Source organism: Bacillus sp. EB01 (genome assembly GCF_000613125.1).
Taxonomy (GTDB): Bacteria; Bacillota; Bacilli; order Bacillales; family Cytobacillaceae; genus Bacillus_D.
The window spans coordinates 160,521-176,483 of record NZ_HG964497.1; the positions used below are offsets into that span (position 1 = coordinate 160,521).

General features: G+C 43.7%; 5 protein-coding genes. 1 reads left to right on the forward strand and 4 read right to left on the reverse strand.

Annotated elements, in window-relative coordinates:
* Window positions 1–240: 240 nt before the first annotated feature.
* A complete protein-coding gene (locus tag TY16_RS00705; protein ID WP_043929746.1) occupies window positions 241–9,396 on the reverse strand; it encodes a carboxypeptidase regulatory-like domain-containing protein in 9,156 nt (3,051 codons plus the stop codon).
* A gap of 397 nt (window positions 9,397–9,793) precedes the next feature.
* Here TY16_RS00705 and TY16_RS00710 point away from each other — a divergent pair, with 397 nt between their 5' ends.
* Window positions 9,794–12,196, forward strand: a complete 2,403-nt coding sequence (locus TY16_RS00710; protein WP_052342540.1) for a M14 family metallopeptidase — start codon at window positions 9,794–9,796, stop codon at window positions 12,194–12,196.
* A gap of 50 nt (window positions 12,197–12,246) precedes the next feature.
* Here the strand turns inward: TY16_RS00710 and TY16_RS00715 are convergent, their stop codons facing one another.
* The 3 genes from TY16_RS00715 to TY16_RS00725 form a co-directional block, all read right to left on the reverse strand.
* Window positions 12,247–12,768, reverse strand: coding sequence for an ECF transporter S component (locus TY16_RS00715; RefSeq protein WP_043929747.1), 522 nt, complete (start codon window positions 12,766–12,768; stop codon window positions 12,247–12,249).
* 461 nt (window positions 12,769–13,229) lie between these two features.
* A complete protein-coding gene (locus TY16_RS00720; protein ID WP_043929749.1) occupies window positions 13,230–14,285 on the reverse strand; it encodes a M14 family zinc carboxypeptidase in 1,056 nt (351 codons plus the stop codon).
* Window positions 14,286–14,541: 256 nt separating this feature from the next.
* On the reverse strand, window positions 14,542–15,843 hold the full coding sequence (locus tag TY16_RS00725) for a serine hydrolase domain-containing protein (RefSeq protein WP_231505541.1): 1,302 nt from the start codon (window positions 15,841–15,843) through the stop codon (window positions 14,542–14,544).
* Window positions 15,844–15,963: the final 120 nt, after the last annotated feature.

Below are 15,963 nucleotides of genomic sequence, written 5' to 3' on the forward strand. Positions count from 1 at the left end.
ATTCTCATGTACAAATTTTAAGCAGACAAATAAATTTTTCCAACTTCCACTTGTTTTAATGGATGAATCTGCTTGCTCGAGATACCAATTAATCTATGAGATGGGTTCTCTTGGATTAATCTGCTTGCTCCTGACTCCCATTAATCTATGAGAAGACAGATTCACTTGGAAAATTCAAAAAAAGAGCCAGGACAGTTTGCCCCTGGCTCCTCTCTTATAACGAAACTTCCAGCATATAAGCTAGCTTGCTTTTTCTTTCCCTTCTGGTTTTCCTATGACCAGGAGCTCCATTGGTGTTATCGATTCTGCTTTTCCTGCGAAGTTTTCTGCCTCGGCAGTAAGCAGATGCTTCCCGTTTTTGACATTCACTTCAACAGAGAATGTGCCCTCCTTAGTTGCCTTAGTTTCACCCAGAAGTGTTTTCTTGCCAGAAATCTTGGTATAAATCCGTACTGTAACGCCTGCATCTGCCTTCCCATTTACAACAATTGGATGTTCGCGAACAGTTTTGCTTTCAGACTCCCAAGTTGGAGTTTGAGGCAGCTGCTGCTCTGCTTTCATAGACCAGCGTATCGCATTTGCAAACAGCTTTTTGCCGTCCTTTGTCCAGCCATAATCAGGACCAATCATATTCGTCACGGTAAAGGATGAAAGGAGCAAATGCATGTGGTCTTTGCCACGGAATTCGTAAGCAATAGCATCCCCTTTTTCCACACCATTAACCTGCAATCCCGCCAGACTCAAACCACTGTAATTTTTGAATGTGGCATATGGACTTTTCTCAGTATGGATCCTGATCAATCCATTTTCATCAGAATTAATACCGTTAAATAATGGGTGATCCTCCAATGCCTTCATGTAAACAGCACCTTCATTGTATCCCTGCTGATTAAGTTCAGGATTACCAACTGAACCAGCAAGCAGTTGGATTGATCCTTCCTTAACCCCCCAAGTACCTGTAAAGATCAAGCTAACCTTGTGATTATCACTTTCCTTTATCAACTGATCAACCTGTTCCTTCGAACCTGAGTTTGTGTTAACTACAATCGCTTTATATTTGTTAACTTGACCGAGAATATCCCAGTCTTTTTCTTCTGTGAAAATCTCCTGTTCATTTAGGAAGCTGCTTATATTGCCGTTCATATCTCCTAGTACTGCCACTTCAAAGGCGTTCACATCAAGATTGAGGGAAACATCCGAGTTACCAATGGCAGCCTCCAACGAAGAAGGGAGATAGCCTTCCCTCACAACTTCAAGTGTATATTCACCTGGGAGGAGGTTCTCAAATACGTACGAACCATCTTCACCACTTGTAGCCTTGCCTTTGAAGTCAGGCTCGTCCTTAGGTATAAGGGTAATATTTGCCCCAGCAACAGGTTCTCGTGTTTTCTTGTCGACGACAGTCCCTTTCAGATCTGAGCCTTCAAGTGCCTCAAGTGTAAAATCAACTACTGCGGTATTGCCTGTTTCCTCGATGATCGCCTTCCTGGTCTGTTCAACATAACCGCGGGCTTGCACCTTCACATCATATGTCCCGACACCAATTCCAATCCGATACAATCCGGCGGCATTCGTTGCTGTTTTAACATCCGTACCAGGAATCGTTACTAGTGCATTGGCAATCGGCTTTCCTGATGCATCGGCCACAGAACCTTTGATTTCTCCCTGGCTTGCAGTCAAGGCGTAGTCAATTGCATTTACGTAAATCTTCGCGGTATTATCCGTCCAGCGGTCAGCCGGGTTACCATAGCTTCCAATTTGCAGACCTGATAGAAGGATATGGACGCTGTTTGCGGAGCTGAACTTAAATCCAATTGCGCGGCCGAGATCTCCTTTTACCGGATTTGTCATGTTTGCAAGCGTTGTGCCACTGTAGTTCTCATAATTCGCGTATTGAACGGAACCTTTCGGATTCACCAGGAACGGATACTCCTTCCCTTGCTCAAAGCCCCGGAAGATTGGATGGTTCTGGTCAATCCGTATATTAACCTCTTTATCCGCATAGCTGCCGGTCACTTTTTGCGGGTCGGCATACGCTTTTGACAGATCGTAAATTGAACCGAATCCAAACTGACTTCCGAAGATGATACTGGTTTCATTTTCATTAGCCTTTTCGACTATTACTTTAAAATTATCCTTCATTGCACTCGAGATATCGTTCGCGATAATCAATTTATAATCGCCGATATTCTCAATCAAACCAGCAAACTCTGCATACGGGTAAAAGTCAACCTCATATCCGTACGATTGAAGGAATGGGACAATCCTTGCCTGATTGAATGGATTTGCGAGAACTGCAATCTTTTCCGAAGCAAACATCGATATGTTCAAAGCGGAAACTTGCTCTTCAGTTATAACAACTGTATTAAAAACTGGTTTGAACCCTGATGCACTGATCCTGATTTCATACTCACCCGCTGGTAGTGTCAATTCATATGTGCCGCCCTCATTTGTTTTACCAACAGCTGGTGTGCCCAATACCTCAATCGTTGCACCCTTGATTGCATCCTTTGTCGTTCCATCGATAACCTTCCCGCTTAGAATTCCCGCATTTTCTGACTCGATGACCAGGGTTTGATTCAGTACCTGCCCATTACGCACCGATATTGCGAAGTCCTTTTCCTGGTGGCCGAATGCACGAACAGTAACGGTATAGGAACCTTCTTCAAGCGCGGTGAAGAATTTGCCTTCCCCATCCGAAGCAATCTTTTTACCGTTTTCCTTTATAGATATTTCACCTTGGACTGGCGACCCCTTTTCATTCTCAATCATCCCATGGAGCTCACCTGCCAATGGTGCTTTTTCTGCAAGGGCCCAATCAAGGGCATTCATCAATAGCTTTTCACGGCCCTTGTCAAATAACGTCACGTCACCAGGGTGGAATGAACTGCTGATCGTCAAGTTAGCCAATAAGATTTCTACCGATTGGCTAGTCCGGCCCTTAAAAGCAACCATTGACCCTTTTTGGCCAGTTATTGTCTGCTCAAAATCAACAACCGTATTACCGGAATAGCCGTTAAAACCGTAATAATATCCTGACTTTCCTGGTATTTCGATTACATCTCCGGCCTTGAAGCCTTTAGTTAACGGATGTTCTTCTATGACGATTCCCTTCGATTCAGTCTTGTTCGTTCCTTGAATTAAATCCGCCGGATTGCCTTCATATTCCCAAAGATAGCGAATTGAACCCCGACCCCCAGCCTGTCCTGTCCAAATAATCGATTTACGCTTTTTGTCCAATGCTTCCTGGAAGGCCTTGAATTTCGCCTTGCTCGGAACAGCATCTGGCTTGTAATCGGAATTGGCAAATACCAAATCAACAGAATCAAGCTTGTCGATGTCCTTAAAGCCAAGGTATTCGACTTTGTAACCTCGTTCTTCAAGATATTGTTTGAAGGATTTTCCCGATGCAGTAAGGTCTACAATAATCCCAATTGTAGGCGAAGGAAACTGTTTAACCTTCAATGTGAGTTGTTCGCCTGCCTCAAGCTTGACGTCTACCTCTTCACGCACAAAGCCTTCCTTTTCAACACGAACTGTGTATGTTCCAGGTTCAAGTTTGATTAAGTTGAATTGACCCTGGGTATTCGTTTCAGTAGACCTTGGTTTTCCAATCACCGTCACTTTTGCTCCAGAAACGGCATTGCCGTCCTTTTCATTTTCAACAGTGCCGTTAATGGAGGCAACATCCTCTGCTACTTCGAGCGATATTACCTGCGGCTCCCCGTCCAGGATTGCTGAGGCCCTCACGGTTTTGGTTTCATAACCGAAAGCACTCACCGACAATTCATACTCTCCCTCGAGAATTGCAATCGAGTATGCACCCGTTGCCGGGTCGGTTTCTGCTGTATAAGGCTGCCCCTTCACAGTAATTGCTGCCTGTAGCGGTTCCCCATTCTCATCCACAACAGTTCCACTGATTGCCGGGAACTTGGCATTGGCAGCCCAGAGAATGGCATTGAACAATATTTCTTTCCCTTCTGGGGTATAATCCTTGGCACCGTGATAAGTCATGAAGCCATGTCCGCTCATCAATAGCTCGACACTTCCAGCGGTCCTTGGTTTATAGGCCATGCCTTGCCCATGTGACGCACTGGTCCCATCAAGCGTAATGTCAGCGAGCGGATAGCCGCTGTAATTCTTGAAGTATGCAAATGTGCTCGCAGCAGGATTGAGAATTTTTATTGCATCACCCGCTTTCGCATTGCCGAAAATCGGATGCTCCTCCTTTACTTTATAAACAGCGGATTGAGTAGTACTGCGTACCGTTGTTCGCGCTTCCGGATCTTTCCTGTAGTTAACAAGTTGGTTAATCGCAGAACTGCTCCAGTACGCATCTCCAAAAATAACACTCGTACCTGCTTTATCAGCAGCCTTCATCGTATTTTCGAAAACTGCCTTCGTAAATGTTGTGGTGCTTGGTTCATTTATAAAAACAACATCGAAATCCACCATTCTGTCAGCAGCATCCGCAGGCTGGATGTCTACTGCTTTTACACCGTACTCATTCATAACAGCTTTGAAGTTCCGGTCAGAGAAAGAATAATCGCCAATAACCCCGACCCTCGGCATATTGTTCAGTTTCACGTTGATGTCACCTTCGTGGCGGGCAACATCGACCGACTGCGAATGGACTATATAACCCTCCTTCGTAAAGGTGAGCTTGTACGTTTCCTCCTGCAAGCCGGTGACTTCATAACGGCCGTTGGCAGTTGATACCGTCTCTGTCACCTTTTCTCCAGTGGCATTCAAGACTTCTACCTTCACTCCCGGGAGCTCAAGGGTTTTCTGGGCATCCGTAATGACCCCTGCCAATGTACCTTTTTCCGAACTTCCAAGCGTGACTGTGAGATCGGCTGGATTTCCTTTTTCAGCTGTAAATTCCACTGTTTGTGTGCCCAGCCCTGTTCCACGCACTTCAAGTGCGAAAGTTCCCTGATCGTGGAAGAACTCAAATTCACCATTTTCGTTCGTATTGGTTTTTACGCCGGTTTCAACTACTTCAACACTTGCTTGAATAGGCTCACCAGATGAGTTGACAACCTTTCCCGCGACCTTCCCAAACTGAGCGTCATACAAATAATCAAGGCTATTCATAACGATTTGATTTTGCGCCTGAAGCCAGCTGTCAGTTTGCTCCCAAGGAACCGAGGCAAAGCTCGATAGCAGCAGGTGAGCACTATTTTCCGACACTGCCTGGTAGGCAATGCCTGAACCCACATAGCCTATTTCAGTTGTACCGATTTTACCTATTGTCCGGCCTGTAAAGTGATTAAACCAAGCAAAGTCGGCATCGTTTCCAAGCAGCGGAACCTCTGTTCCAGCCTTGTATCCCTTCAGGATTGGATGCTCTGCTTCCACTTTCAATCTGACTTCGCCAACATCATAACTATGGCCAATATCAGCAGGATTTCCGTAATAATCCTTCAAGTGGTGGATTGAACCGTAATTGGACCCCCATTGATCTGTGAACACAATACTAACATTGTTTTCATTTGCAGCATCAACAAGGTTCTTGAATTCTGCCTCGCTCGGCTTGACGCCATCCGTGCCATAGCCACCGTTCAGATAAAGTACCTTATAACGGCCAATATCCTCAATAACATCCCAGCCGCGTTCCTCAACGGTATATCCATTCTTTTCAAGCAAAGTAGTAATTTGCTCCTTATAGTCATTCAGAACTGCTACATCAATTGGCTGCAGCTCGAATGTAACACTAACATCTTCTCCAGGCTTTATGGTAATTGCGCCAGAACCATCTTTATAACCGCCCAGGGAGAAAGAAACGGACCAGATACCTTCAAAGACTTCTTCTTTTGTAAAAATGCCTCTGGCATCGGTCTTGCCGGTAATGCCTGTGTGATGCAAATCAATTTTGACACCTTCAAGGAGTTTTCCTGTCCGCTTATCCTTGACGGTGATTGCAACTGATCCCTTTTCGGCATCCTTAAGCTGATAGTTTTGGGTAACTTTATATCCCGATACAAACTGAACCTTTTCGCTGTGCTGCTTTTTACCATAAAGGGATATGCGCACAGTATACTCCCCAGGAACATGTTTTAAGGTAAAGCTGCCGTCTGCTTTAGCAGTGACTGAATCCCCGGTTTCTTCAACAGTCAGGGTACCCTCAATTGGCTCACCAGCGCTGTCGGTCAGTTTGCCCTGCAGAATACCAGGAGATTGGTAGCTTTGAATTCCATTTACATACGGTAAAATCGCCTGTCCAGGCAGGACCGGTATCCCGGATGTACTATAAACCGGCAGAATGATATCCTTCAGCCGCTCGCCTGTAAATGCATCCAGCACAGAAACGGAGCCATTCGTACTTGCAAAGAACAGCAACCCATTTGCAGTTACCGAGCCATTATTCAATGTAGTGCCGACTGCCTTGTTGCTCCATACTTCCGAGCCAGTATCCTTGTTAAAAGCGCGGAGGTTTGGCTGTGTAGCCGAGCCTATGATAACCATATTTTCAAAAACAATCGGCGAGGCTGCCTGCGTATCACCAATACCATCTACCTTCCACTTCTCTGTACCGGTTGCAGCATCAACCGCATAAAGGCTTCCGCCGCCGGTTGAAAAATTGATTCCCGTAAAATAGAGGACACCATTATCAAAAACAGGCTTGGAGGCAATGCCCTCGGCAGAAAGTTTCTTTTGCCAAACCTCGGTGCCGTCCTCGATTTTGAATGCCCGAATCGTTTGATTGTCATAGCTTCCCACATAGAGCAGCCCATTTCCGGTGCTTGGGCCGAAATAAGTTGGAGCGCCAAGTTTTACACTCCACAGCTTTGCGCCTGTTTGAGGATTCAAGGCCCAAAGATGTGCATTTTCGGTAAGATCGGAGGAAACGAACAGTTTTCCATCTGTTAAGATTGGGGACTCGTAAATGGCCATTGCCCCAACAAGTGTGCTCCATTTGACACTTCCTGTCTTTAACTCAAGTGCGTAGATCCTTCCGTCTTGGCCTCCCGATAGGTATACAGTATCGCCTTCAATGGTTGGCGACGAACGATTATTGCTGCCAAGCCTTAGTGACCATTGCTCCTTGCCTGATTTCGCGTCGAGTGCAATCACCCAGCCGCGGTCTGTCGTGAGCACTACTTTATTTTTTGCAGCTGCAGGTGTCGAGAACAGGATATCCCCTTTTCCTTCAAGGCTATATTCCCATGCCTTCTCAAGACCATCTGCATCAATCGCATTTCCTGACACGGCATTTCTTTGAAGGTTTCCGTTCGCCATCCCCCATTCCCTGGCAACTGCAGCCTGATGCGCTTGAACCAGCAGCTCAAGGGTGAGATTTTGATTAACGGTAATTTCCTGGGCTTTTCCTTTCATTCCTTCTCCCGTTACCTGAAGGATGTATGTTCCGGTCGGTACCTGGCGGATTTCAAAATTTCCGCTGGCATCTGTTCGGATAGCCGGCAAAGGTGTGTCCTTTAGGCGGATATAGGCGAACGGAACCGTATTTCCGGCATCATCAACAACTTTCCCTTTCACTGTGAAGGCTTCAGCATCGTCAAGAACAATATGGACTGTTGTTACTTCGCCCTTTTTCAACTGTAAGGTGCCTTCATACGTTTTGTAGCCAAAAGATGTAACTGTTACCTTATGCGAACCTTCCCTAATTTTGATCGAGTAAGTTCCTTTATCCGAAATATTATAGGATAACCCTTCAGATTTTATTTCAAGCTGTGCTGCAATGGGTTCTCCCTTTTCGTTCTTGACTGTACCGGTTAGCTCCCCTGCAAAAGCGGCTTCGGTGACAGCCTGATAAATATTAATAATCCCGTTTCCGTATGAATCATTTGGGAGTGTTCCCATATGCGGTTCAGTACGGACAGTGTCTTTAAGGATTTTCTTTACCTGTTCAATAGTCAGGCTCGGGTTTGCCTGGTAAAGGAGTGCAATTGCCCCGGTAACATGGGGCGTCGCCATCGACGTTCCGCTGATCGTATTGTATTTGCCTTTTTTCAATCGGCCTGGCCAGGCGGAATAGATCAGGTGTCCCGGAGCTGAAATATCCGGCTTGATTAGGCGGTTCGTCCCGCCGCTCCCGTCCTGCCAATATACTGGGCCGCGGCTTGAGAATGAGGCTACTTGGTCATATTTGTCAGTAGCGCCGACAGCGAACGATTCAGGAAAACTGCCCGGTGAACCAATCGTTTGAGCTCCGGGTCCCTCATTTCCCCCAGCGAACGACGGGAAAATCCCTGCAGATACCCACGCTTTAACATCTTCATAGAATTCGAGGTTATATGTATTCGAATTTCCCCATGAATTGTTGACAACATGCGGTGCCTTTGAAGGGTCGCCGCCCGGTGCCATGAACCATTGGAACGCCCTGTGAATGGCTGATAGACTTGTAGAGCCACCATCATTGAAAATCTTCGCTGCAATCCACTCTGCACCTGGTGCAACACCGACTGCCTCGCCAGCACCGCCCCCAACAGCAGTTCCGGCAACATGGGTTCCGTGGCCGTTTCCATCATCAGGTGTTTGATAGCCTTCACCTGAAAGGTCAATCCAGGAAAACTGATGATTCCCATCGCGCCCGCGGTAATTGTTTTTCAGCGCTTCATGATTTCCATCAACTCCAGAATCCATGATGCCGACCACGACGCCTTCACCTTTTAGGCCGTATAAGCCCCATACTTTTGGAGCAAAAATCTTTTCAAGTCCCCATTGCGGGAGCTTTGGCGGAGCTTCATCGACAGTGATTTCCGGAAGGCTCAATGTCTCATCAAGGGTAATGGATGCAACATCCTCGCGCTGCTTCAATTCTTCCAGCGCATCCTTTGTCACCGTTGCCGTTAACCCGTTAATAATCCACAACGAATCCTTTTTCTTTGCCTTTCCTTTGGATTCCATTGCTGTTAGTGCCTGCTGAATGCCTTTTTGTGACGAGTTTGCCTTTTCTTTGAGATGTGTCTGGATGGTTTTAATTTTGTTTGTTCGAGATTTTTGCTGCTTTACCTGAGGATAGATAGACTGGAGGTTGGGTTTGTCTTTCATTCTGATGATGACATTGACTTCATTGCTTTTTTCAAAGGCCTTTTGAAGTTTGGCTTCAGCCTTTTTTGTTTCTACTGCAGCATTTGCTGTAGCTGCTTCACTTTCTTCTTCAAGTGGTGGAGGTTCAATTCCGAGACCTTTTAAAAGATCTGGAAGTTCATTACTTTCTCCTTCACTTTGCTTCCCGGCAGTTTCATCCTGTTCTGCCCCTTTGATTTCCTCTTCGCGTTCCTTCTCAAGCTGCAGCTCTTCTGCGGAAAAACTCTTTGGTTTCGAGTCCGCGGCAAACGAGATGTTCGGAGCAAAAGACGAAACTATCAGCAAAAATGCCATCATCACTACAAACCATTTTCTGATTGTTTTCTTTTTAAAATTAAGCAAACTAGCACCCCCTAAAGTTTTGATACTCGAAGAATACTAGATTATTAGCCAATTATCCTTTGTTTATTTTTAAAATTCATAAAATTTGGATAATTAGAACTAGAATATTTTTCCTTAAATGGGATAAAAGTCTTTATGTTATGACTGGTGTAAATTATCCTCATAAAGAATCTTTTTATAGCTCTTATGGCATTTTCTTTAGCTCACCTGCTATATATCCCATTTCTTATAAACAAATTCTAAGATTTCGAGGTGTCTTCCTTCTGTATGCCTATGCCTAAAGACCTGAATTTACTCTATAGTACTAATTCCTGACTATATGCCTACATAATATTCTGAATATTTAATTTATAATTAAGCCTGTCCACTGTAGTGGAATTACATAGGAGGTGTTTGAATGAGAAAAAGAAACAAAGTCATGCAAGGCCTCATCATTGTTACAGCATTCAGTGCATTGAGCTTTACCACCCTGTCCCCAGGATTGGGCGCGGGCGGTATAACAGGTGCCCAACAGCTTGAAGGTGAGCGAATTGTACAAGAGGAGTCACCTGCTGTTGTCCAGCTTGAAGTGCCAAATAAAAAGGCGCTTGATAAGCTGGTTGAAATGGGTATAGACCTCACCCACAGAGTCCATCAGCATGGTGAAGAGATCGAGGTTGATGTGGTTGTTACACCTTCTGAAATCGCAGAATTAAAAAAGCATGGAATCAAAGTAAAGGACACACTGATCACAGAGGCTCAGTGGAACCAAAGGACTGCGGAAAGGAATGCCGCGGCGCAGCAACAATCCACTATTGCATCCGCTGAAGATACGATAAAAATTTTACGCGCAAATCATTATACCAACCAGTCGGCAACCTTCCTGTATGTAGAGGCAAAGACAACCGCCGGGAATAGTGCAAGTACAGCACTAACCGCCACTTGGGTTGAAAATGGAGTAGAGAAAAGAGCAACCTTAAGTCGATTTGTTGACTACGGGGAATATATGTACCACTGGTTCGAGGTACCTGTCACAGCAGTACCGGAAAATGTCACGATTACTAGCAATCTTGGAGGCTCGGCTGAAAGTAATGTAACAGAGTGGCTGGGTGAAGATAAAAAAGGCAGTCCGAAAAAACATTACGTAAAGGAATTCGTCGATCATTATATGGACCCATATGAGTTGTATGAACGGGCTGATCAGCTTGCCAGGGAATTCCCGGATTTAGTCGAAATCATTGAAATGCCAAACAAAACTAACGGCTACCGCCGCCTCGCGCAGGCAACTCTCGGTTCTGTGACGAATTCAGCTGTTGTGGTTACTTCGAAGGCTTGGGGACACGAAGGCGGGAATGATATTTCCGTAGAGTTCAAAAATTTGGGGACGAATCACCCTTTATCTGTAAATGTTGAAGGCAAAAAAATTGTAGTTGGACTTGCAACAGACGCTGACGGAAAGGTTACAAGTACTGCAAGACAAGTGGCAGCTGCCCTAAATGAAGATGCCGCTAATCTTGTTACCGCCACCACTTACCGCAACACAGGAGGTATCGGTATTGTAGCTCCAAATACAGCAAAATTAACCGACAACCTAAATGCTCCGGCCCATATTTCCCGAGAGCCGCAAACAGTCAAAGCCATCCGTATCGGCAAGCACCGTGACGGTTCCAAGCCGGGTGTCCTTGGCTATGCACAGGAGCATGCCCGCGAATGGGTCACGCCGCTCGTTACAATTGAAACAGCAGAGCGTTTATTAAGGAACTATGCTCATGACGGTGAAACAAAGAAGCTAGTAAACAATCTGGATATTTTCCTGGTCCCTTCAGTAAACCCAGATGGTGCACTTTACAGCTTCTATGATTACAATATGCAGCGGAAAAACATGACGAATCACTGTGGCCCTAACCAATCTGATTCCGGATATCGAAACAGCTGGGGTGTTGACCTTAACCGGAATCACTCTGTCGGCTCGGCCTATGATGGATTCATCGGCGCCTCGACTACAAACTGTTTGAGCGGCACCTATGCAGGACCAGCAGAACATTCCGAACCTGAATCAAAGAACCTTGTCTGGCTTGCCGATCAAAATCCAAATATTAAATTCGCTATGAATATTCACAGCTATGGCGGGTACTTCATGTGGTCTCCTGGCTCATATGACCCGGATCGTGTTACCTTGCCTCGTCCGACAGCCGGCCAGGAAGCATTCTACTGGGCTGCGTCAAACGAAATCCTGAATGATATCCAGGACCACCGCGGAACAGTCATCCTGCCAAGCCGCACCGGCCCAATACCGGATGTCCTATACTCAGCGGCCGGGAACTCAGCCGACTATCTGTGGTATGAAAAAGGTATTTATGCATGGAACTTTGAGGTTGGTGCAGACTTGTGGGATTCTGAAGCGAACAGATGGCGGGCTGTAGGATTCCAGCCTCCATATGAAGAAGGACATGAAGAAGCAATGGAATTTGCAAATGGATTGATTGGATTGATCAAGGTCGCCTATAACCAGTCAAAGGATAAGCAGCCTCCTTCAACAAAAGCTGTACCTGGAAACGGCAAATTTTCCGGTCCTGTCGAAGTATCATTTGAAACGAGCGAAGCATCGACCATCTACTATACTCTTGATGGAAGCCGCCCAACATTCGAGTCCAAGCATTTAAAACTATCCGGAACTCGGGAGCCTGCTGAAACATTGAAAATCGATAAAACAACAGTGTTGAATTGGTTTGCAGTTGATGCCGCGGGCAATATCGAGAAAAACTATAACCCGTTCAGCAATTCTTCTAACTTCAACTCTGTTAAACTAACAATCAAGTAATAAAAAAGATGCCGTGCATGCTTCAGAATCTGAAGTGCACGGCATCTTTTTTACTGGTGCTGGCCTACTCTTTGCCTAAAACCACTTGCAAGAGGTACTACTATAATACCAGCGATTACAATTTGCATGATATTGCCCGGTACAGAGCCAAATGGCTGAACCCAGTTACCAAACAGGAGTACTTCTGAAAAATAATAGCCGACTACTTTAATAATTAATGCTGCGACAACTGCAAAAGAATACACGAAAACCTTTTTGCCAGGTAGTTTCTCTGCAATAAGTCCAGCTAAATATCCCATTAAGCCAACGACAACAAATGTAAAAGGTGCCCATGCTGTCCACCCCGAAACAATATCAAAGAGTGCCATTCCGAAGGCACCGGCTATAGCACCTGTTTTTTTGCCAAAAACAAAAGCAGCTATAAAAAGAGGCACATTGCCTAAATGGATTAGTCCCCCATTCCCCATCAATGGCAGCCTGATGTTGATAAACATTGTCGCTACAAAAACCAGCGCGATAAAAAGTGCATTAAATACTAGATTTCTTGTTTTGTTCTGTTCTGTTGTTAACATTGTAAATCCCCCTTATTTGCCTATCAAATTTGTTATTCTTTACGTCCTAGCTTGTTTTGCAATTGTTCTCCCCTTCTATAATAGTGATTACAAGTATAATAAAAACTGACAATATAAAAAGGGTCAATTTTTATAAATTTTACATGGTCAGATAAACGAGGTCTTCTTTGGGATATACTTTTAAAATCCATAAGGGGAATATTTAACAAAAAAATGCAAAACTTCTATAATGTTAATAAATGAGAAATTTCAATAACCTGAAAGATTCGCTTATGTAAGACCAATTATTGATAATCTGAGAAATAAATAAAAAAGCTAACTTTCTTTCCGATCAAGGAATAAAAGTTAGCTTTTTTGCTTCTATGAAGTTCTCTAAAACTGGCTTCTTACTGATCGCCTTATAACAACTGCCATATGTTCATTAGGCTGTCGCCCAGATATCAGGTATGGTACATTTATTACTATTCTTCGCTTGGTCTATTCTTTTGTGTTGGCAGCGTATCCCAGAAGCTTGTATCAGCAGTATTAATTGAACCATCGGAAATTGCCCTTACTGTTGCATCCAATGTTTCAATTGTCTGCTTGATAAGATAGCCATTGCTTTTTTGGCCAAGAGCGTATGATTCAATATAGTGGTCTGACATCCCCCTCATCTCAAATAACAATGTTGCAATATCATAGCGAATGGCTGCACCATTACGGCCGATATTCGCTCCCGAACCCCCGTCATATTTCCCAATATGTCCCCAGCCTTTGCTTTCAAGCTCATGGTAAACAACAGATCCGAGTTTCTTGGATTTTTCCAACACCTCAGGTTTAACCGCCTCATTGGTCGGATAGAGGATAGATCCTGATACCAGTTCCCCGTCTGTTTCACTTCTAGTTCCTTGATGATGTAAATCGATCATATAATCAATCTTATATTTTTGGAAAACATTTTCATGAAGGTAACGTACTTCCGGCTGCATTTTGGCTGTTGCTTTATCATGCTCGCGGTTTAAGTCAAAATTATTAGCATTGGAACGGGTAAGATGGCGGCCCCCGTCTGCAAGGTAGTTATCAAGCGAAAAATTTACGTCTCCCATGGCGCCGTCAGCATTGAGCATAGGAATGATAAGAATGTTTACCTTATCAAGGACACCCTTCGTCTTGTTTGTACCCAAGTGCTTAATAAATTCAAGCGCGCCTTCGGTTGTAAGCTGTTCATTTCCGTGCTGTTGAGTTAAAAATAGGATTGTAGGATTCTCGGGATTTGAAATATACTTGACGAGGTGGATATCCCTTCCTTTCACAGTCTGCCCAATCACTTCAAGGGTCATTGCATCCTGTTTTGCATCTTGAGTCTTTAGATAAGTGACCAAGCTTTCATACGTATGTAGAATCGATGTCTGAATGGAACCATTCCCAGCGCTTGGGCCATTACCAACTGCCCCTACCGGAATACCAACTGCAGTTACCGCACCAAAAGCCAACATACTAGAAAAAGAAACACCTAAAAGCTTCCTCTTAAAACTCATAAAATCCCTCCCAATTAGTATTTAAGCGCTTACAATCCTAGTGTAATAGTTAAATATTACTTCGGGAATAGAAACGAAGTCTCATTTTTCAGATAATTTTAACGGTGAAATTAGTGCTAAAGAATTAGTTTAACTGATTTATTTAGAGTAATAGTGATATTTTCGGTTACAAACACTCCAATCATTAAAAAAACCACAGCCAAAATAGACTGTGGGATGACAGAAACAAAGGGTTTAGGGATAGTTAATAGATGAACTATACAAACTTATAAACTAGATGGTTATTCCCATAATAGTCTTTATACAGAACACTTTCTATTCCACCTGTTTTAGAAAAATTGAATGTAAGCTGTTCGTTAATCATTTCGGTTACAAATTGTGCCTTTGATGAATCTTCCTTAATGGGTACAAGTTTAAATTTATATACTACCCCGTACATTTTAGGAACGATTAAATACAATTCACCATTTTCATAAGAGATATCGAAAAGCTTGATGTGTTCTTTTTCAGAAAAGTACGTTCCAGAAAACTGGCCTTTTGTTAAATTGATGGGTATAGCAGGAAGAGGCAAATGGACATTTTCTCCAAAAACCACCTTGGCGATTTCTTGTGTTAAATGAGTTACAGGAGATATGTTCATGTTGCTCAAGTATATAATTGTAACGTCATCATCTACAAATCTAAGAAAGTCACTATAGAAACCACTTATATCTCCCCAATGATGTACACATTTCTTACCGAAAATTTCATCTACCATCCATCCACAGGCATATGAATCAAGATTAGGGGTAAACATTTTGTCCGTTAATTCTTTATTTAGAAGCCGGGATGATTTTAATGCCCTATCCCAAATAATAAGGTCCTCAGTCGTTGAATATAATCCATATGCCCCCAACGGGAAAGATAAGTCGGCATAGGCCGGGTGTATTGGTTTCTCCCAGAATGAATAGCCGGATGCCAGGTTCGGAACAACCTTGATGCCGTCATCACATCCAGTGTTATTCATACCTAAAGGAAGGCATATTTTTTCCTGTATGTATTCTGCGTACGATATACCAGAAACCTTTTCAATTATTGCGGTGAGCAGCGTGAAACCTGAGCTTGAATATGCATAACTACTTCCCGGCTCGAAATCCAATTCCAGATTTTTGAATGAATCTATCAATTGAACCAATGTAGCCGGAAGTCTCATAGTTGTCGGCCAAAAATCCGCGAAACTTGTGTAATTAGGAATTCCAGAGGTATTTGTTAGACAGTGATAAATTGAGATTTTATCGCCATTCGGGTAGTATGAAAGATATTTCCCAATAAAATCATATATATTCAGCTTCTTCTCTTCATGTAATTGAAAAATAGCAAGAGCAGTAAAAGCTTTTGTTAGGGATCCAATCCGGAATTTAGTAGTTGGTTTATTATGAACCAGGTGTTCCCAATTCGCCATGCCAAACCCTTTGTTTAATAGAACTTGCCCGCCAATGGATATTAATATAGATCCACACAAATAACCATTTTGTTCATAGGATTCTATCCAATTGTTTAAACTCGTTTCTATATTCAATGTACATATTCCTTTCAAGTAATCGGTTGTAAGATTGCTATTTTACATCTTCTAACCTTTTCGTTTAGTGAACAATTCGCGCAGGAAACTTTTTATACTTTTCTAGTGAATTCACTTTTG